Origin of the sequence: Deinococcus murrayi DSM 11303 (genome assembly GCF_000482805.1) — a bacterium.
Classification (GTDB): Bacteria; Deinococcota; Deinococci; order Deinococcales; family Deinococcaceae; genus Deinococcus; species Deinococcus murrayi.
Window position 1 is genome coordinate 232,016 of the sequence record NZ_KI519502.1, and the last position, 18,085, is coordinate 250,100.

The following is an 18,085-nucleotide window of genomic DNA, read 5'->3' on the forward strand; positions in this document are numbered from 1 at the left end:
GCGTGTTCCCCACGGGCGTGGGGATGGTCCGCGGCGGTACATGCGCCAGCGCAGCCGGTAGAGGTTTTCCCCACGGGTGTGGGGATGGTCCGGACGAGCGGGGGGAGGTCACGAAACGCGAGTAGTTTTCCCCACGGGTGTGGGGATGGTCCGCTGCCCGCGCTTTTAAGCGGGCCTACGCGCCGGTTTTCCCCACGGGTGTGGGGATGGTCCGCCTCGACCGCCTGGCCGAGCGCCTGGGCGGGGGTGTTCCCCACGGGCGTGAAGCGACTTCCTCTCCTACCGGCCTTCTCGCGCGTCTTGTAGCAGCTCACCTGCCAAGCTGAGCGCTGCCGGACCAAGGGGGCTGACGGTGACACCCAGCAGGGTGCTCAGCTTGTCGCGGCGCGGGCCGCTGAGGTAGCTCCAGCGCTCCAGGTCAGCGCGGTGCAGCCGGGCGGCCTCGTCGCGCAGCAACCGCACCGCGCCGTCGTAATACCCGGCCTGAAATGCTGTGCGGGCACGCTTCTCGTGCTCGACCATGCCCAGGCCACGGGTAGCGAGCAGCACCCGGCGGGCTTCTGCCTCGCCGCCGAAGCCGTAGAGGCTATCAAGATGGTAGACCGCCTTGGGAAAGTGCAGGCCCGCCGCGGCCCGCCACGCGTGGGGCAGCCGCAGTGGGAACTCTGGCCAGCCGTGGATATGGGTCAGCAGCGCCGGGTACAGCAACTCGACCGCCACCGTTCGGGCCTCGGCCAGCGCGAGCAGTTGCTCCTGCACGCCGTGGCCGGGGCCAGTCAGGGTGCGGCGGGCGGTGTCCAGCCGTTCGGCGGCGCGGCCCAGCAGGTCCTCGCGGTGCCCGGCGAGGCGCTCCTCATTCAGGGTCCAGAGGGTGCGCTGGATGCGGCCATAGTGCCCGGTGGGGTCGTAGACCACCCGGCTGGTCGCCAGCAGCGCGACTGGGGCTTCCTCGCGGGCCAAGTCCCAGTTGCGCCACGCTTCGAGCTTCTCGTAGGGGTAGCGGTGAAGGGTCACGCCCGCCCGCGTCTCAGACTGCGCCGAGAGCAGACCACGCTCGAAGGTCACCAACACGGGCTGGCTTCCGGCCCAAGCGTCGTCGGTACCGTAGCTCCCCGCCTGGGCAACCGCCCGGACCTTGCGGTCGGCGACCAGGCGGTCTTGAACTTTCTCCAGGTCCTGCAAAGATGCCTCCAGGGGCCAGCATAGCGGCGAAAACGGAAGATTGGGCTGCGGGCCGCTCTAGGGGGCGTCCGGAACCTCCAGCAGCAGCCGGGGCCGGAATCTCAGCCCGTCGGCGGCCACGAGGTGTGCCGGAATCCCGGCCCAGTGCCGCAGCGCCCGTTCGGGAGGCACCCCATGCAAGTGCCCATAGACGATGAGGTCGGGCCGCGCCGCCTCAATCACCTCGGTCAGAGGATTGGGCGGGTAGGGCGGACTGGCGGGAGGATAGTGCAGCATCAAAATCAGGGTGTCGCTGGGCTGCCGCAGCCGGGCCGCTGCCGCCGTGCTCAGGCGCAGGCGCTCGGCCTCACGGCGGAGCAGGCGGTCGTCATCGGCGCTCAGCTCCTCGTAGCCCGGTGTGAGCCAGCCGCGGGTGCCGCACACGACGACCCGGCCCACCCGCAGGGCGTCGTGTTGCAGGGCCAGCATGCCCGGCGGCAGGGCCGCCCGCAGTCGCGCGATGCCCGGCCACCAGTAGTCGTGGTTGCCGCGCAGCAGCACCTTCGTGCCCGGCAGCTCGGCCACGGGCGCGAGGTCGACCAGGGCGTCATCCAGGTGCATCGCCCACGAGAGGTCGCCCGGTAGCAGCACGAGGTCCCCTTCGCGCACCACCTCTCGCCACTCCCGGAAAATCGCCTCCGGGTGCCCCGCCCAGTTCGGCCCAAACACCGTCATCGGCTTGGGCGTCACGGACGCAAGATGCAGGTCGGCGATGGCGTACACGCGCATGAGGGCAGGCTCACAGGGGGTGGGGGAGAGGGAAGCAAGACAGAAAAAGCCTCCCGCGAGAGGGGAGGCCCTGAAACGTGGTCGGGGCGAGAGGATTCGAACCTCCGACCCCTTCGTCCCGAACGAAGTGCGCTACCAGGCTGCGCTACGCCCCGCTCCAACCACGGCACCGGGTTCGATGCGCCCGGTAGTTTACGTGGGGGGGGGAGGGGTGTCAAGCGCCGCTGCTGGCGGCCAGCTCCCTATTCCGCGTGTTCCGCGTCCTCTGGCGGCTCGGTTTGGGAGACCTCGCGGATGGCGGCCCAGATGGCGGCCCCCCCGAAGCCCCGGCGGGCCAGGAAAGCGTAGGCGCTGGCACGGGGGTCGCGTTTGCGGGCGAGGCTCGGCCAGCGCTTCTCCAGCAGCTCGCGGGCTTCGGCGGCTTCCCGGTCGGGGTCGCGGGCGGCGAGTGTTTCTTCTATCAAGGCCTCGGAGATGCCCCGGCGCTTGAGGGTCTGCCGAACCCGGAAGCCGCCCACTCCCCGGCGGGCATTCTCGGCGCGGGCGACTCCGGCATCGTTTTGGTAGCCCAGCTCCTGCACGCGGGCCAGAACCTCGGCGGCGAGCGCGGGGTCGTCGGTGCGGCGGGCGAGGCGGGTCCGCAACTCGGCCTCGGTCAAGGCACGGCCCGCGAGCGCCCGAAAGGCATAGGCCAGGAGGTCGTCTCTGGCCTTTTGCCGTTCGGCGTCCGGGAAGAGTGCTGCCTGGTCCGTCACGCCCGTCAGTATGCCGCTTGCGCCGGGGGGCCGGGGGGCGCTAAGCTCCCCAGGTTGCCCCCATCCTCAGGGTGGGGCGGCCCCGGCCCCGCCGAAGACAGCGAGCTGGGAGCGCCGCGGCCCGGCGCATCGTGTTCCCCGCGTGAGACACACGGGCGGGAACCGCCCCGCCAGAGCGCGGGAGAAGGAGAATCCTCATGGCCCTACGTCACAAGTCCGCCCAAAAGCGTCACCGTCAGAGCCTCAAGCGCCGCCTGATTAACCGCAGCCGCAAGAGCACCATCAAGACCTTTACCAAAAAGGCCATCGCCGCTGCCGCCGCTGGTGAGGACGTGGCCGCCGCCCAGAGCAAGGCCGAAAGCCTGATTGACAAGGCCGCCAAGGGCAGCACCCTGCACAAGAACGCCGCGGCCCGCAAGAAGAGCCGCCTGGCCAAGGCCATCAACCGGGCCAAGGCCGCGCAGCAGGCTTAAGCGTTTCTCCCCTAAACACCGCCTCCCGCGTGGGGGCGGTTTTTTCTGTTTGGTCTCGCTCGGCTTGGCTTGACTGTGCGGCCCTACCGCCGCGTCTCGGAGAGGTCGAGCAGTCCGCTGTAGGCTTCAAAGTCCACCACGAGTTGATACTGGCCCGGTTGCCCGCCGCCCACGAGGTGCAGGGTCCACTCGTGCCGGTCGCCGACCTTCTGGCAGGTGCGGCCCGCGAGCTGGCGGCCATCAGGGCCGAGGAGCCGCAGCACTGCCCGCCCGCTCTGCACCTCGCAGCGGCCCCGGTAGCCGACGCGCTGGCCCTCCTCGTAAACCTGAAGCACGTAGCGGTTCTGGCCCTGGGCATTGAGCAGCCAGGTGGGCGTGAGGGTCACGTAGCCAAAGCGCAAGCCCAGGGTCACGTACAGCAGCGCCAGGGCGGCGGCCAGGGCGGTCAGCAGGAGGCGCACCTGGCCAGTGTAAGGCAGCTTACGAGGGAATGTCGGTTGGGTTTCTCGCGTTTGGGGCCAGCGCCCGCGCCAGTCGCGTTACGCCCGCCCGCAGCCGCTCCGGCGAAAGGTGGGCGAAGGCGAGCAGGACGGCGGGGGGGCGCGGCAGTTGCGCGAGCGGCCCGGCGGGGGTCAGCGCGACGCCCGCGGCGGCAGCCCGCCCCACGGCCTCAGGCTCGCTCAGGCCGGGGGGAAGGGTGAGGTGCACGTGCAGCCCGGCCCGCGCCGGGGTGACCCTCCAACCGGGTAAGCCTGCTGCCAGGGCCGCGAGCAGCACCTCGTGGCGGTGGCGAATCGCTTGCCTGGCCCCCCGCAGGTGCCGGGCATAGGCCCCCGAAGCCAGCACGTCGGCCAGGGCGCGAGCGTCCAGCGTGGCGGGGGCGCGGTCGGTGAGGGGCCGGGTCCCCGCCAGCACGCGGATGACCTCGCGCGGGGCGACGAGGTACCCGCTGCGGGTGACGGGCGCGAGGCTCTTGGAAAAGCTGCCCAACAGCAGCACCCGCTCTGGCGCGAGGCCCTGCATCGCCGCCGGGGGCCGCCCGCCGTGGTGCAGGTCGGCGGCATAGTCGTCCTCCAGCACAAAGGCCCCGCAGCGGGCCGCCCAGGCCACCACCTCTGCCTGCCGCGCGGCGGGCAGCAGCGCCGTGGTGGGATACTGCGCCCCCGGCGTGAGGTAGAGCAGGGTGGCCTGCGTGGGCAGCAAGGCGGGATTCAGGCCCTGTTCGTCCACCGGCACCGGGACGAGGGCCGCTCCCGTCGCCCCCAGCGCGGCGCGGGCACCGGGATAGGTGGGGTCTTCGAGGGCCGCCACCCGCCCTTCTTCCAGAAAGACGCGGGCGAGGGCGTCTAGAGAAGCCTGGGTGCCCCCCGTCAGCATCACCATGTCGGGGGTCACGCGGGCACCCCGCTCGGCATTGAGGTAGGCCGCGAGCGCCCGGCGCGTCTCCAGCGGGCCGAGTTCGGCGTCGGGGTCGGGGGGGCGGGGGGCGTGCTCGGCGGCGCGGGCCTGCCGGGCGAGGGCCTGCGCCCACGCCCCCGCCGGGTACAGCTCCGGCACGGGCTGGCCGACCCGGAAGTCGACGGCGTAGTCGCCGCCCACGTCGGGCACGGCCCCCGCCAGGGCGCGGGTGGCCCAAGCGCTCAGGGGCAGGGGCGCGGGCGGCGCGTCCGCCGGGGGCGGCGCGGGCACGGCCACGCGGGTGCCGCTGCGGGGGCGGGTCTGGAGGTAGCCTTCGGCCTCCAGTTGCGCCAGCGCGTCCACCAAAGTGTTGCGCGATACCCCCAGCCGCGCAGCGAGCGCCCGGTGCCCCGGCAGCCGGGTCCCCTGCGGCAGGGTGCCCGCCACGATGACCCCCCGCAGGGTGCGGGCCACCCGTGCGTGCAGCGCCTCGCCGGGCAGGGGCGGGGACAACTCGGCGGGCAGCCCGGCTTCCCCCCTCATGGCTGGGCGAACTCCCGTTCCAGCCACGCCGGGTCGCCCCCCTCGGCGGCGAGGGCCTGCCCCGCCAGCGTCAAGAAACGGTTCGCGGCGGCTTCGGCGTCCTCGCGTGTGACCCCGTGCGCGGCGGGGTCCGCCCGCACCTCGCGCAGCAGGGCAAAGACGGGGGCGTCGGGGTGCACCTTGCCTGCGACGGTCACGTCGGTGCGCCACCCCAGCAGGTAATCCAGCGCGTAGGGGCCGGGTTCCAGCACGCAGCCGCCGGGGTAGGGGATGCGGCCAGGGGCTGCGAAAGTGATGGTGGGGGAGGTCATGGCTGCATGATGCTCCCCTCAGGTCAGCCCCCGCCGTGACGCCCGCCGCCTATCATGGCCCTCATCATGGACAGCGACCTGCTGCGGGCTTACGAGGCCGCCCTGCCGGGGTACGAGCGGTTGCGGGACGCGGTGGTGGCCCACACGACCCGGCTCCTCGCGGCAGAGGGCCTCAAGATTCACCACGTGACCGGGCGGGTCAAGAAGCCCGCCAGCCTCGCGGACAAGCTGCGGCGCAAGCCGGGGCGCTACTCGCAGCTCGCGGACGTGACCGACCTCGTGGGGGTGCGGGTCATCACCTACTTCGCCAGCGACGTGGACGTGGTGGCCCGGCTGATGGAAGAACACCACGTCGTCGACTGGGCCAACTCCAACGACAAGTCGCGGATGCACGACCCCGACCGCTTCGGGTACCTCGGCGTGCACTACGTGCTGCGGGCCGAACCCGACCTCGTGCCGGAGCTGCCCGGCCTGACCTACGAGGTGCAGATTCGCTCCATCCTCCAGCACGCCTGGGCCGAAATCGAGCACGACCTGGGCTACAAGAGCCGCGAGGCCGTGCCCCGCGAGGTCCGCCGCCGCTTTTACCGCCTCGCCGGGCTGCTGGAGATGGCCGACGAGGAGTTCATGGCGATTGACCGCCTCAGCCGCGACTACGCCGCCACCCTGCCCGCCCGGGTCGCCCAGACCCCCGACAGCGTCTTTATCGATGCCCCCAGCATGACCTACCTGCTGGGCGCGTCGCCCATCCGCGACCTCGACACCCGCATCGCCGCCGCCCTCGGCGTGCCCCTCCTCGCCGACTGGCCCGACCCCGAACGCCCGCAGCGGCTGGCGAGCCTGCTGCACTACGTGGGGGTGCATTCGGTGGGCCTCCTCCAAAAGGAACTGGCGCGGGGTGGGGAAGACGTCGTGCGCTTCGCCGCCGCCCTGCTGCCGCACCTGCGCGAGCTGTGGCGTCCGGCGGGCGGCCTGCGCCCCGGCTCGTGCGTCGTGAACTACGGCCTGCTGCGGGCCTGCGCCCACCCCGACACCGACCCCGCCGAGGTCGTGAGGCTGCTTGACCTCAGCGGCTCGGCGGCGCAGATGGCGGACACGGTGCGGGCGGTATACGCGCGGGAGATGACGCTGGGGGCCTGAGTGGCTGTGCGTCAGCTCCCGGCTCGCCGCGCCCGGTACCAGCGAATCAGGGCGTTCGTGCTCGAATCGTGCCGCAGCTCCGGCTCCTCCGCAGCCGTCAGCTCCGGCACGATTTGCCCGGCGAGCACCTTGCCGAGTTCCACTCCCCACTGATCAAAGGAGTTCACGTCCCAGACCACGCCCTGCACGAAGACCTTGTGCTCGTACAGGGCAATCAGCGCCCCCAGCACGCGGGGGGTGAGCCGCTCGGCGAGCAGCGTATTGGTCGGGCGGTTGCCTTCAAACACGCGGTGGGGGGCCAGCGCCTCCGTGACGCCCCCGGCGAGCACCTCCTCGCGCGTCTTGCCGAACGCCAGCGCTTCGGTCTGCGCGAACACGTTGGCGGTCAGGAGGTCGTGGTGGGTCGGCCCCCCCGCCGTGGGCAGCGGGTTGAGGCTCTGGGCAAAAGCGATGAAGTCGCAGGGAATCAGCGTGGTGCCCTGGTGGATGAGCTGGTAAAAGGCGTGCTGGCCGTTCGTGCCCGGCTGCCCCCACACGACCGGGCCGGTGTCGTAGTCCACCTCGCGGCCCTCCCGCGTGACGTGCTTGCCGTTGCTCTCCATGTCGAGCTGTTGGAGGTAGGCCGGGAAAGAGGCGAGGTACGCGTCATAGGGCAACACCGCGTGCGTCTGCGCCCCGAAGAAGTTGCGGTACCACACCCCCAGCAGCCCCAGCAGCACAGGCAGGTTGGCCTCCAGTGGCGCGGCGCGGAAGTGCTCGTCCATGTCGTGAAAGCCTGCCAGGAACTCGCGGAACTGCTCCGGCCCCACCGCAATCATCAGCGAGAGGCCAATCGCACTGCCTAGGCTGTAACGCCCCCCCACCCAGTCCCAGAACCCGAACATGTGGGCGGGGTCGATGCCGAACCGCCGCACCGCTTCGGCGTTCGTCGAGACGGCGACGAAGTGCCGGGCGACCGCCCCCTCATCCCCCAGCCCCCTGAGCAGCCACGCCCGCGCACTCGCCGCGTTCGCCATCGTCTCCTGGGTGGTAAAGGTCTTGGAGGAGACGATAAACAGCGTCTCCTGGGGGTCGAGGTCGCGGGTCTTTTCCACGAGGTCGGTGCCGTCCACGTTGGAGACGAAGCGCAGGGTGAGGTTCCGGTCGGCATAGAACCTCAGCGCCTCATACGCCATCACCGGGCCGAGGTCCGAGCCGCCGATGCCGATATTGACGACATTGCGAATGGGCCGCCCCGTCGCCCCGCGCCACTCGCCAGAGCGCACCGCCCCTGCAAAGGCGGCCATGCGGTCCAGTACCTCGTGAACGGCGGGCACCACGTTCTCGCCGTCCACTCTCACCACGGCGTCCCGCGGTGCCCGCAGCGCGGTGTGCAGCACGGCACGTCCCTCGGTCAGGTTGAGCCGCTCGCCCGCGAACATCGCGTCGCGCCGTTCCTCCACGCCCACCGCCCGCGCCAGCTCCAGCAGCAGGCGCAGCGTCTTTTCGGTCACCCGGTTCTTGGAGTAGTCGAGGTACAGCCCCGCGCCCTCAGCTCGCAGCCGCTCGCCCCGCCCCTGGTCCTGGGCAAAGAGGTCGCGCAGGTGCAGCCCCGCGACCTCGGCATGATGGGCCGCGAGCGCTTGCCAAGCGGGGAGTTGCGTCCTGGAGAGAGCCGGGCGGGGGGAAGCAGGGTCGCTCATGGCGGGAGCATACCAGCGGCCCCCTCTGGAAGTGACCACGAAGTCAGGCGGGTTCCAAATGATTGAGGGCATTGGACAGAAGAGCGCCTGATGGTCTGACCCCCTTCCCCTCGTGGAACTCGCAGAGCTGTTAACAGAGAGGACCTGGCGAGAGCTTGGGGGGCCTGGTCAAGTTCCGCGGGGGAGGGGACGTCCAGACCAGCTCGCTCGGACGGAGGGTGTGTGACCTGGCAAGTGACAAGCGCTCTTCCGCGTCGCCACGCGGGGGCGGCTGGAAATCCGCCCGGCTCCCGCGCTTGAATGGCGGGCGATTCTTCTCCCAGCGTTCTCCCGTCCTTCTGCGAAAGGAAGTGTCCGCGCATGTCTCCAGCCTCCCCAGCCCAGCCCCTCCAAGACCGCGACGTGGTCATCGTCTCTGCCGTTCGTACGCCCATCGGGGCGATTCGCGGTTCGCTCTCCAGCGTGCGCCCCGACGACCTCGCTGCACATGTGATTCGGGAGGCGGTGGCGCGAGCGGGTGTCTCCCCCGACCACATCGAGGAGGTCATCCTGGGCTGCGCGAACCAGGCGGGCGAGGACAACCGCAACGTGGCGCGGATGGCCGCCCTCCTCGCCGGGCTGCCGGACACGGTGGCGGGCCTGACCGTCAACCGCCTGTGCGCGTCGGGCCTTTCGGCGGTGAACACGGCGGCCCGCGCCATTCGCAACGGCGACGGCGACGTGTATGTCGCGGGCGGCGTGGAGAGCATGACCCGTGCGCCCCTGGTGATGGGCAAGGGCAGCCAACCCTTCGCCAATGGCAACGTGACCGCCTATGACACGACCCTGGGTTGGCGCTTTCCCAACCCCGCGATGGAGGCTCTCTTTCCGCTGGAGGCGATGGGCGAAACCGCCGAGAACATCGTCGAGCGCAGCCGCGCCGGGGGCATTGCGGGCGGCGAAATCACCCGCGAGGCGCAGGACGCCTTTGCCCTGGAGTCGCAGCGCCGGGCGGTCGCGGCCCTGAACGCGGGCACCTTCCGGGAGGAAATCGTGCCCGTCGAGGTGAAGGGGCGAAAAGGGGTGACGGTCTTTGACACCGATGAGCACCCCCGATATAAGCGCGACGGCGACACCTTCACCCTCGCCACCGACGCGGAAACGCTGGCGGGGCTGAAGCCCGCTTTCCGCAAGGGCGGCAGCGTGACCGCCGGGAACGCGTCGGGCCTCAACGACGGGGCGGCGGCCCTTGTCCTGACCAGTGCGGCGAAGGCCCGTGAGCTGGGCCTCCAGCCCCTCGCCCGCTGGGTCGGCGCGGCGTCGGCGGGCGTGGACCCCCGCGTGATGGGCCTCGGCCCGGTGCCCGCCACCCGCAAGCTGCTGGAGCGGCTGGACATGAACTTGGCCGCCGTGGACCTCGTGGAACTCAACGAGGCGTTCGCGGCTCAGGCCCTCGCCTGCATCCGCGAGCTGAACCTCGACCCGGCCCGCGTGAACGTGAACGGCGGGGCCATCGCCCTGGGGCACCCCCTGGGCATGAGCGGGGCGCGGCTGGTGACCACCCTCACGCACGAGCTGCGGCGGCGGGGCGGGCGCTCTGGCCTGGCGACCCTCTGCGTGGGCGTGGGCCAGGGCGAGGCGGCGCTGATTGAGCGGGTGGAGGCGTGATTCCGGTGCAGGACTTCCCCCGGAAGGCCGGAACCCGACCGCAGGGAGCAGGAATGGAAAGGTCACCGGGAAGGGAGGGGGCGGGGCGCTCCCCTCTCGTCCTGACCCCGGACTGGACGGTGACCGCGTGAAGACCGTCCCCGTCCTCTCGCTGGAGGAAGCCGCCCGCCTCGTGAAGCCAGGCCAGACCCTTCTCGTCGGGGGCTTCGGGATGACGGGCAACCCGGTTCACCTGATGCACGCCCTGGCGGAGACGGGCACGGGCGACCTCACCTACGTCGCCAACAACGTCTCTGAACCCGGCCTCAGCGGGGGGCGGCTGCTGCGCAATGGGCAAATCCGGAAGGCCATCGGGTCCTACTTCACCTCCAACCCCGAAGCGGTGCGGGCGTACCAGGCGGGCGAGCTGGAGGTTGAGCTGCTGCCCCAGGGCACCCTCGCCGAGGCGCTGCGGGCGGGCGGAGCCGGAATCGGCGGCTTCTACACGCCGACGGCGGCGGGGACCGTGCTCGCGCAGGGGGCGGAGGTCCGGGTCCTGAATGGCCGCGAGATGGTCTTCGTGCCCGCCCTGCGCGGTGACGTGGCCCTCCTGCGGGCGTGGCGGGCGGACCGGGCGGGGAACCTCCAGTACCGCCTCACCGAGGGGAACTTCAACCCCCTGATGGCGACCGCCGCCGACCTGGTGATTGCTGAGGTCGAGGAAATCGTCGAGGTTGGCGTCCTGCCGCCCGAACACGTGCATACGCCGGGGCTGTACGTGGATTACCTGGTTCAGGCCAGCCTGACTCCGGAGGACCTGGGCAGCAGCGCGGACGTGCGGGGCGGCGCGAAGAAGGTCGACGAGTTGCGGCTGCACATGGCCCGCCGCGCCCTCGCGGAGCTGCGTCCCGGCGACGTGGTGAACCTCGGCATCGGGATTCCCACGCTCGTCGCCGACCTCATCACCCCGGAGCACGGGGTCATCCTCCACACCGAAAACGGCATGCTGGGCGTCGGCCCAGCCCCCGAAGGCGGTGGCGCGATGGACTACCCGGTCAACGCGGGCAAGATTCCGGTGACGGCCCTCCCCGGCGCGAGCTACTTCGACTCGGCGGCCTCCTTCGGCATGATTCGGGGCGGCCACGTGGACGTGGCTGTGATGGGTGGCCTCCAGGTCGACGAGGCCGGAAACCTGGCGAACTGGGCCGTGCCCGGCAAGCCGCTGCTGGGGGTGGGCGGCGCGATGGACCTCGCGAGCGGTGCCCGCCGCCTCATCGTCACCATGACCCACACCGAGCCGGGGGGCGCACCCAAGCTGGTGCCCGAATGCACCCTGCCCCTCACGGCGCGGGGGCGGGTGGACATGGTGATTACCGACAAGGCGGTCTTCGAGTTCGTAGACGGTGCCCTCACCCTGACCGAGCTGATGCCGGGGGCCACCCTGGAGGAGGTCCGGGCGACGACGGCGGCGCGGTTTGCGGAGCGGCTGGGGGGCTGACCCTCATCCTCTGCGCCGAGCTTACCGCTCCGGCTGCTGCGTCTCTGCCTCGCCCGCCCTGGGAGAAGTGGGGAGTGCGAACGCCTCGCCGACGCTGACGCCGGGCGCGAGCGCCCCATGCAGAATCAGGCTGAAGCGGTCTTGCCAGTCGCGCAACACCTCGCGCTGGTCGCGGTGCCCGCCGTGCAGCAGTGCGATGAGGCAGGCGTCTACCAGGAGCGCCCCCGCCAGCCGGGTATCCACCCCGTCACGCAGCATGCCCCGGTCGCGCAGGGCAATCAGGACGGGTTCGACGAGCGCGACCAGCGTGACCGCCGTGCGCAGCGCGTCCCGGTCGGCCCCCCCTGCGCCGCTCGCGGGTTGCCGCGCCCCCAGCACCGCCTGTCCTACCGCGTAGGCGAGGTGGCGGTAGCGCACCCCCAGGTCTGCCATCCGCGCCGTGACCTGCGCCCACACCTGCTGCGGACTCGCTCCGGCCCGCAGCCGGGCGACGGCGTCGTCGCGGCTCGCCTGCACCGCCTTTTCGAAGTGGGCGAGCAGCATGTGCACCTTGGAGGGAAAGTAACGGTAGAGGTTGGTGCGGCTGACATACGCGGCGCGGGCGATGTCCTGAGCACTCACCGATTCCAGCCCGCCCCGCGCAAACAGCTCAAAGGCCACCCGCGCGATGCGCTCGCGCCGGGCCTCATCCTGTTCGTGGCGGTCAACTTTCATGGAGATTCTCCCACCGAGCGGCGCGAGTAACAGAGTGCGGGGGTGCCGTGGAACACAGAACTTTCCGGTACCCTCCCGAAAAGGACCCTCCCGGAAAGGAAGAGGTGGAACGGGACCCGGTTCACGCCCCCTAGGGTAGCGTGCTGGGCCTGACGGCAAGGTGGCCAGAAGGCATCTGAGCCTTCAGAAATCGGCAGGAATGGGGGGAGCAGAGGCCGGAGGGGGCGGGCCTCTGGGCGTGCGGTTCCCAACGGGCCGGGGCCGATGCACTATCCTGCCGGGCGTGCAGGTTCCCCCCGACAACGGCACGAGCGACCGCCTCCCGGACGAACCGCGCCCGGTGCCGCCCGCCCTGACCCCCCCTGGCCCCGACGCGGACGACCACGGTATGGCCGAGCTGCGCTCTCTCATCGCGGGGCGTCCTCCCGAAGACCGCGAGCGGGTGGAGCGGGCCTACGCTTTTGCGCGGGATGCCCACGCCGGGGTCCTGCGCAAGAGTGGTGAGCCGTACATCACCCACCCGGTCGCGGTCGCCGTCATTCTGGCGCGGCTGGGCATGGACACCGAATCCATCATGGCCGGGCTGCTGCATGACACCGTCGAGGACGTGGACGGGGTGACCTTTGAAATCATCGAGCGCGAGTTCGGGGAGGGCGTGCGCCGCATTGTGGAGGGTGAAACCAAGGTTTCCAAGCTCTCCAAGCAGGGCAGCCAGCAGGCCGAAGTCCGCGATACGGGCCGTGATATTCAGGCCGAAAACCTGCGCCAGATGCTCGTCGCCATGACCGGGGACATCCGCATCATCGTCGTTAAGCTCGCCGACCGCCTGCACAACATGCGCACCCTCGGCGCGATGAAGCCCGAAAAGCAGGTCCGCATCGCCCGCGAGACGATGGAGATTTTCGCGCCCCTCGCGCACCGCCTCGGCATCGGGCAAATCAAGTGGGAACTCGAAGACCTCGCCTTTCAGTACCTCCAGCCGGACGCCTACGCCTACCTTCAAACCCGGCTGCGAACTCGGCAAGAAGAGCGCCAGCAGCTCATCGAGGAGGCGGTCTCGCAGCTTCGGGCGGCCCTCGAAGATGACCTCGAACTGCCCGACTGGGTGAGTCATATCGACATCGCGGGCCGCAGCAAGCACCTTTGGAGCATTCACAACAAGATGCAAAAGGAGGGCAAAAGCCTAGAGCAGATTTTTGACCTCCTCGCCATCCGGGTCATTCTGACCCCCCGCGAGCTGCAAGTGCCCCCCGGCACCGATGAGGGGCGGCGCGAGCGGGCCGAAGAAACGCGGGAAAAGCGCATCTGTTACCACACGGTGTCCATCGTGCATTCGATGTGGACGCCGCTGCCGGGCCGCTTCAAGGACTACATCGCAGTCCCGAAGCCCAACGGCTACCAGAGCCTGCACACGACCGTCATCAGCCAAAGCGGGCAGCCCATCGAGGTGCAGATTCGCAGCTTGCGGATGCACGAGGTCGCCGAGTATGGGGTTGCCGCCCACTGGATGTACAAGCAGGGCAGCTCGCTCGCCCAGCGCGACCGCGAGAACTGGATTGCCCAACTGCGCGAGCTGCAAAACGAGATTAACGACGCGTCCGACTATATGGACGCTGTCAAGACCGACATCCTCTCGCAGCGGGTGCGGGTCTTTACGCCCAAGGGGCTGGCCATCAGCCTTCCGGCGGGCAGCACCCCGGTGGACTTTGCCTACCACATCCACACCCGCATTGGCGAGACGACCGTGGGGGCGCGGGTGAACGGCTCCATCGTGCCCCTTTCGCACCGGCTGCAAAACGGCGACATGGTGGAAATCGTGACTGCCAAAAACAGCAAGCCAAACCAGGGCTGGCTGAACTTCGTGGTCACGCGCTCGGCCCGCGCCAAGATTCGCCATTACTTCCGGCAGCAGGAGCGTGATGAGGCTCTAGAGCGCGGCCACGACCTTCTTGAACGCTACTTACGCAAGCGTCACCTGCCCGTGCGCCAGCTGATGCGGACCAAGCTCCTGGAGGACGCCACGCAAAAGCTGCTTGGCACCCGCAACCCCGACGACCTCTACCTCGCCCTGCACGCGGGCAAGCTGACCCCCAGCGTGGTGGGGCGGCTGCTTTCGCCCAGCCTCGCCCAGGAACAGGCCAATGCTCAGGCCCGCCGCGCCGCGTCCGCGCCCCGGCCTCCCGCCCCCGGCGGCGTGTATGTCGAGGGCCTAAGCACCGTCACCAAGCTTGCCAACTGCTGCACGCCCATTCGGGGGGACCAGATTATGGGCTACCTGACGCGGGGGCGTGGGGTCAGCATCCACCGCCTCGACTGCCCCAACATGATTCGCCTCCTCAAGGATGAACCCGAACGCTGCGTCGCCGCCTCCTGGGATTCGGGTACGCCGGGCGGCACCATTGTGGACCTCGACGTGGTGGCCCCCGACCGCCAGGGCCTCCTCGCCGACGTGCTGGGCGTCCTCAGCGCCGAAAAACGCAGCCCGATGAAGATAGAAGCGGGCGTGGGCGCTGACGGCGTCGCGCACATCCTGCTGCGCCTGGCCGTGACCGGGCAGGCCGACCTAGAGGCCGTGCGCGGGGCGATTCGGCAGGTGCCGGGCATCACCAACGTGGTGCGGCTGGGCAAAAACGGGGGGCGCGGGCGGGCGAGTGCCTGAGGCCCCGCAAAAACCGGAAAACCAGGGCTTGCAAGAACATCGTTCACCCCGCTCCCACGGGGGGAGCAGGGTGAGGGGGCAGGGGAGGGGTGGTCACACACCCCTTTGCTCCCGCCGCAGCCAGCGCCGCAGCAAGAGGGGCACGCCCTCTGCCGCCACCCAGACCAGCACCGCGTACCGCAGCGCCCGCACGAGCGGGAGGTCACCCAGCCCCGCCAGCCCCGCCGCCAGCCCGAAGTGCACCGCAAAGACCAGCACAAGCCCCAGCCCGGCGACCATCGCTCGCCCGGTCCAGTCCCTCGGCGGTTGGTAGGTCGGGCGCACGAACCAGAAGCCTGCCGCGAGGCCCAGCGCGACCGCGTACTCGCGGGGGGTTCCGGCGGGCAACAAAAGCGTGACTGCCAGCAACAGCGCCGGAATCACCCAGCGGGCGGCCCCCGGCTGCGCGAAGTGCCCCTGCGCCGCGAGCCAGGCAAAGGCCGCCCCCAGCCCCAGCCCGACCAGGACGTCGCTGGGGTAGTGCACATTCAGGGCCAGCCGCGAGAGGGCAATCAGCCCGACCAAGAGGGCGGCGGCCAACCACAGGCCGGGCCGCCCCACCTGCGCGGCGATGCCGCCCCACAGGGTCGCACTCATCTGGCTGTGGCCGCTGGGGAGGCCCGGCCCTTGCCCGGTCGCCTGCGCCGCCGCACTTGCCACCGCCGAGCCGTCCTGATAGGGACGCGGCAAGTCGAAGCCGAACTTCAGCGCCGTGTTCACCAGATAGGACAGCCCGAAAGCCACGCCCAGATTCCGCCCGCCCCAGGGGTTCACCAGCCAGGTGTACAGCGCGAGCACGACGATAAAGACCTCGTCACGGCCCAGGTTCGTGACGGCCAACCAGAAGGGTTCCATGCCCTACCATTGTGACGGGTTCCGCGTTTCGGGGCGGTGGGGTCGGGGCCGCTACACTGGGGGTATGACGGTTTCTCCCTCTCCGGTGCCCGCTGGTCCGGCGCACCGTTCCGAGTTCGCGCTGGAGCTACGCGGCATCACCAAGCGCTTTCCCCTGGTGCTCGCCAACGACAACATCTCCCTGAGCGTGCGCTGGGGCAGCGTGCACGCCCTGTGCGGCGAAAACGGCGCGGGCAAAAGCACCCTGATGAAGATCGTGTACGGGGCGCAGCCGCCCACCTCCGGCGAAATCGTCGTCGACGGCGAGGTCGTGCACTTCACCGACCCCTCGCAGGCGATTGCGCGGGGCATCGGCATGGTCTTTCAGCACTTCATGCTGGTCGACACCCTCACCGTCACCGAGAACGTGATTCTGGGGGCCGAGCCGACCGTGGGCGGCGCCATCGACTACGCGGCGGCGCGGCGGCGGGTCGCGGAGCTGATTCGGCAGTTCGGCTTTGCCCTCAACCCCGACGCCCTTGTCGGCGACCTCCCGGTCGGCCTTCAGCAGAAGGTGGAGATTCTCAAGACGCTCTACCGGGGTGCTCGCATCCTGATTCTGGACGAGCCGACCGCCGTGCTCACCCCCAGCGAAACCGAGGAACTCTTTGACTTCCTGAAAAATCAGTACGCCGCGAGCGGCAACGCCGTCATCTTCATCAGCCACAAGCTGCACGAGGTGCTGCACATCTCGGACACCATCTCGGTCATCCGCGATGGCAAGATGATTGGCACCATCCCCGCCGAGGGGGCCACCACCGAGACGCTCGCTCGGATGATGGTGGGTCGTGACGTGAGCCTGCGGGTGCAAAAGGCCCCCGCCCAGCCCGGTGAGGTTGCGCTCGACGTGCGCGGGGTCAGCGTGGCGGGCGAGCACGGGTATGCGGTGAAGAATGTCTCCTTTCAGGTTCGCGCGGGCGAAATCGTCGGCATCGCGGGCGTGGAGGGCAACGGCCAGAGCGAACTCGTCGAGGCGATTACCGGCCTGACTCCGGTGGCGAGCGGCGAGATTCTGTACCTGGGTCGCCGGGCACACGGCGTGCGCGAGGTCGGGGCGTCCGGTCTTTCGCACATCCCCGAAGACCGCAACGAGCGCGGGCTGGTGCTGGACATGACCACCGCCGAGAACTACATCCTGGGCGAGCACGACCGCCCTCCCTTCGCCGGACCGTTGGGCTTCTTGCGGCTGGACGTCATCGAAGAAAACGCCAAGCGCCTCAGCGAGCAGTACGATGTGCGCCCCCGCAGCCCCTCTCTGCGGGCCGGGCAGTATTCCGGGGGCAACGCCCAAAAGCTCATCGTGGCCCGCGAAATGCGCAAGAATCCCAAGATTCTGGTCGCCTCCCAGCCCACCCGCGGGGTGGACATCGGGGCCATCGAGTTTATCCACGCCCGCATCGTCGAAGCCCGCGACCAAGGCCTCGCCGTGCTGCTCGTCAGCGCCGACCTCGGCGAGGTGATGAACCTCTCGGACCGCATCCTGGTCATGTACGAGGGCGAAATCGTGGGCGAAGTCCCCGCCAGCGAAGCCACCGAAACGGGCCTGGGATTGCTGATGACCGGCAGCGGCGGCGCGAGTGGCCGCAGCGGCGAGGTCAGCCACACGCAGGCGGTGGGCGAGCGGGGGATGTAGATCCAGCGGGACGTGAAAAAGGGCCGCCTCCGGAGTGGGAGGCGGCCCTTTCGGTAAGGGAAGAACTGACATCTTTCAGTTTACGCGGCATAGTGCTGGTTCTCGTCCCAGACGACTAAAATCTGCTCTCGCTCTCTTTCAAGCTCGAAAAGCGGCACCCAGCCGACGAATTTCTGGCGAACCTGACGAGCGAGGGTGCCCCAGTCAGGCCAAGCGGACTCCGCTTGGCCTGATCCGAGCTGATCCAGATGTTCGAAGTGACAGAGCAAAAAACAGGCCAAGCTGAGACAGAGGTAGCGGAGAACCCCCAGCTTGGTCTTCTGGCCGAAGTTCCCAAAAGCGAAACGACTCTTCAAGGTCTTGAACAACGCCTCGATCTTCCACCGGCGTCGACCTGTTTGTTGTGCAGTCCTGGGTGTCCTCTGCCTGGAGGAGACGAGAAAGCGTTGTTCCTGCCGCTCTCCCTGTTTGGCGGGAAGCCAGACCCAGTACAGCCACAGCGGCAGGTCCGACAGACCCCGGAGGAAGACGCAACGCTGCTGCGCCGTGATGTCTTTGAGACGCTGACCGTCCACGGTCAGCCGATCCGCCCGCATCCCCACGGTAAAGTCCAGTCCCAACGCTCGAACCCCTGACATGAAGGCAGCGCTGCCAAACCCGGCGTCTGCGAGAAGATGGACTTGTTTGGCGCGTGAACGGATGGTTGGGGGAAGTTGCTGGACGAGCCGTAAGGCCAAGTCTGAGGGAGATGACGTGGCTTTCCCACGCCA

The 18,085-nt window shown here is 69.6% G+C and carries 16 protein-coding genes and 1 tRNA gene; 6 read left to right on the forward strand and 11 right to left on the reverse strand.

Annotated elements, in window-relative coordinates; all coding sequences use genetic code 11:
- Positions 1-279: 279 nt before the first annotated feature.
- The 4 genes from H565_RS0111465 to H565_RS15205 all read right to left on the reverse strand — a co-directional run bounded on the left by H565_RS0111465 (position 280) and on the right by H565_RS15205 (position 2,705).
- Positions 280-1,182: a hypothetical protein gene (locus tag H565_RS0111465; protein ID WP_027461162.1), complete on the reverse strand. Its 903-nt coding sequence runs from the start codon at positions 1,180-1,182 to the stop codon at positions 280-282.
- Between the two features lie 57 nt (positions 1,183-1,239).
- The gene (locus H565_RS0111470) at positions 1,240-1,950 is read right to left on the reverse strand and encodes a metallophosphoesterase (RefSeq protein ID WP_027461163.1); all 711 of its coding nucleotides are present in this window, start codon (positions 1,948-1,950) and stop codon (positions 1,240-1,242) included.
- A 78-nt stretch (positions 1,951-2,028) separates the two neighbouring features.
- Positions 2,029-2,105: transfer RNA gene (locus H565_RS0111475), tRNA-Pro, on the reverse strand.
- A gap of 87 nt (positions 2,106-2,192) precedes the next feature.
- The gene (locus H565_RS15205) at positions 2,193-2,705 is read right to left on the reverse strand and encodes a RecX family transcriptional regulator (RefSeq protein ID WP_245576219.1); all 513 of its coding nucleotides are present in this window, start codon (positions 2,703-2,705) and stop codon (positions 2,193-2,195) included.
- Positions 2,706-2,902: 197 nt separating this feature from the next.
- On the opposite strand from H565_RS15205, the gene rpsT reads away from it, so the two are divergent.
- Positions 2,903-3,178, forward strand: a complete 276-nt coding sequence (rpsT, locus tag H565_RS0111485) for a 30S ribosomal protein S20 (RefSeq protein ID WP_027461164.1) — start codon at positions 2,903-2,905, stop codon at positions 3,176-3,178.
- Positions 3,179-3,261: 83 nt separating this feature from the next.
- Here rpsT and H565_RS0111490 read toward each other — a convergent pair whose 3' ends face one another.
- From H565_RS0111490 to H565_RS0111500, 3 genes are read right to left on the reverse strand one after another with little or no spacing between them, the layout of a single operon-like run.
- Positions 3,262-3,639: a hypothetical protein gene (locus tag H565_RS0111490; protein ID WP_027461165.1), complete on the reverse strand. Its 378-nt coding sequence runs from the start codon at positions 3,637-3,639 to the stop codon at positions 3,262-3,264.
- Between the two features lie 19 nt (positions 3,640-3,658).
- Positions 3,659-5,119 carry a MocR-like pyridoxine biosynthesis transcription factor PdxR gene (gene pdxR / locus H565_RS0111495; protein WP_051363570.1) on the reverse strand — a complete coding sequence of 487 codons (1,461 nt, stop codon included), beginning with the start codon at positions 5,117-5,119 and terminating at the stop codon, positions 3,659-3,661.
- Positions 5,116-5,430 carry a hypothetical protein gene (locus H565_RS0111500; RefSeq protein WP_027461167.1) on the reverse strand — a complete coding sequence of 105 codons (315 nt, stop codon included), beginning with the start codon at positions 5,428-5,430 and terminating at the stop codon, positions 5,116-5,118. Before H565_RS0111500 ends, pdxR begins: the two co-directional genes overlap by 4 nt.
- 66 nt (positions 5,431-5,496) lie before the next feature.
- On the opposite strand from H565_RS0111500, the gene H565_RS0111505 reads away from it, so the two are divergent.
- Positions 5,497-6,570: a GTP pyrophosphokinase gene (locus H565_RS0111505; protein WP_027461168.1), complete on the forward strand. Its 1,074-nt coding sequence runs from the start codon at positions 5,497-5,499 to the stop codon at positions 6,568-6,570.
- An 11-nt stretch (positions 6,571-6,581) separates the two neighbouring features.
- On the opposite strand, the gene pgi is transcribed toward H565_RS0111505, so the two are convergent.
- Positions 6,582-8,252: a glucose-6-phosphate isomerase gene (gene pgi, locus H565_RS0111510; protein WP_027461169.1), complete on the reverse strand. Its 1,671-nt coding sequence runs from the start codon at positions 8,250-8,252 to the stop codon at positions 6,582-6,584.
- A gap of 360 nt (positions 8,253-8,612) precedes the next feature.
- Between pgi and H565_RS0111515 the strand changes: the two genes are divergently transcribed.
- Both H565_RS0111515 and H565_RS16125 read left to right on the forward strand, forming a co-directional pair.
- Positions 8,613-9,899 (forward strand): thiolase family protein, encoded by a 1,287-nt coding sequence (locus H565_RS0111515; RefSeq protein ID WP_051363571.1) that lies wholly within the window; start codon positions 8,613-8,615, stop codon positions 9,897-9,899.
- A gap of 127 nt (positions 9,900-10,026) precedes the next feature.
- Positions 10,027-11,376, forward strand: coding sequence for a 3-oxoacid CoA-transferase (locus H565_RS16125; protein ID WP_034409322.1), 1,350 nt, complete (start codon positions 10,027-10,029; stop codon positions 11,374-11,376).
- A gap of 21 nt (positions 11,377-11,397) precedes the next feature.
- Here H565_RS16125 and H565_RS15215 read toward each other — a convergent pair whose 3' ends face one another.
- Entirely contained in the window at positions 11,398-12,090 is a 693-nt protein-coding gene (locus H565_RS15215) for a TetR/AcrR family transcriptional regulator (RefSeq protein WP_051363572.1), read from the reverse strand.
- 388 nt (positions 12,091-12,478) lie between these two features.
- Between H565_RS15215 and H565_RS0111530 the strand changes: the two genes are divergently transcribed.
- Positions 12,479-14,749 (forward strand): RelA/SpoT family protein, encoded by a 2,271-nt coding sequence (locus tag H565_RS0111530; RefSeq protein WP_034409384.1) that lies wholly within the window; start codon positions 12,479-12,481, stop codon positions 14,747-14,749.
- Positions 14,750-14,842: 93 nt separating this feature from the next.
- On the opposite strand, the gene H565_RS0111535 is transcribed toward H565_RS0111530, so the two are convergent.
- Positions 14,843-15,643: a phosphatase PAP2 family protein gene (locus H565_RS0111535; RefSeq protein WP_027461172.1), complete on the reverse strand. Its 801-nt coding sequence runs from the start codon at positions 15,641-15,643 to the stop codon at positions 14,843-14,845.
- A gap of 64 nt (positions 15,644-15,707) precedes the next feature.
- On the opposite strand from H565_RS0111535, the gene H565_RS0111540 reads away from it, so the two are divergent.
- Complete coding sequence (locus tag H565_RS0111540) at positions 15,708-17,315, forward strand: ABC transporter ATP-binding protein (protein WP_027461173.1); 1,608 nt, start codon at positions 15,708-15,710, stop codon at positions 17,313-17,315.
- 80 nt (positions 17,316-17,395) lie between these two features.
- Here H565_RS0111540 and H565_RS15220 read toward each other — a convergent pair.
- On the reverse strand, positions 17,396-18,085 hold a 690-nt coding region (locus H565_RS15220; protein WP_157469014.1), incomplete at its 5' end, for a transposase.

Coding starts and splice junctions, on each gene's coding strand:
- H565_RS0111515 (WP_051363571.1), top strand. CDS start 8,613: ATGTCTCCAGCCTCCCCAGCCCAGCCCCTCCAAGACCGCGACGTGGTC.
- pdxR (WP_051363570.1), bottom strand. CDS start 5,119: ATGAGGGGGGAAGCCGGGCTGCCCGCCGAGTTGTCCCCGCCCCTGCCC.
- H565_RS0111530 (WP_034409384.1), top strand. CDS start 12,479: ATGGCCGAGCTGCGCTCTCTCATCGCGGGGCGTCCTCCCGAAGACCGC.
- H565_RS0111505 (WP_027461168.1), top strand. CDS start 5,497: ATGGACAGCGACCTGCTGCGGGCTTACGAGGCCGCCCTGCCGGGGTAC.
- rpsT (WP_027461164.1), top strand. CDS start 2,903: ATGGCCCTACGTCACAAGTCCGCCCAAAAGCGTCACCGTCAGAGCCTC.
- H565_RS0111540 (WP_027461173.1), top strand. CDS start 15,708: ATGACGGTTTCTCCCTCTCCGGTGCCCGCTGGTCCGGCGCACCGTTCC.
- pgi (WP_027461169.1), bottom strand. CDS start 8,252: ATGAGCGACCCTGCTTCCCCCCGCCCGGCTCTCTCCAGGACGCAACTC.
- H565_RS0111470 (WP_027461163.1), bottom strand. CDS start 1,950: ATGCGCGTGTACGCCATCGCCGACCTGCATCTTGCGTCCGTGACGCCC.
- H565_RS15215 (WP_051363572.1), bottom strand. CDS start 12,090: ATGAAAGTTGACCGCCACGAACAGGATGAGGCCCGGCGCGAGCGCATC.
- H565_RS0111535 (WP_027461172.1), bottom strand. CDS start 15,643: ATGGAACCCTTCTGGTTGGCCGTCACGAACCTGGGCCGTGACGAGGTC.
- H565_RS0111500 (WP_027461167.1), bottom strand. CDS start 5,430: ATGACCTCCCCCACCATCACTTTCGCAGCCCCTGGCCGCATCCCCTAC.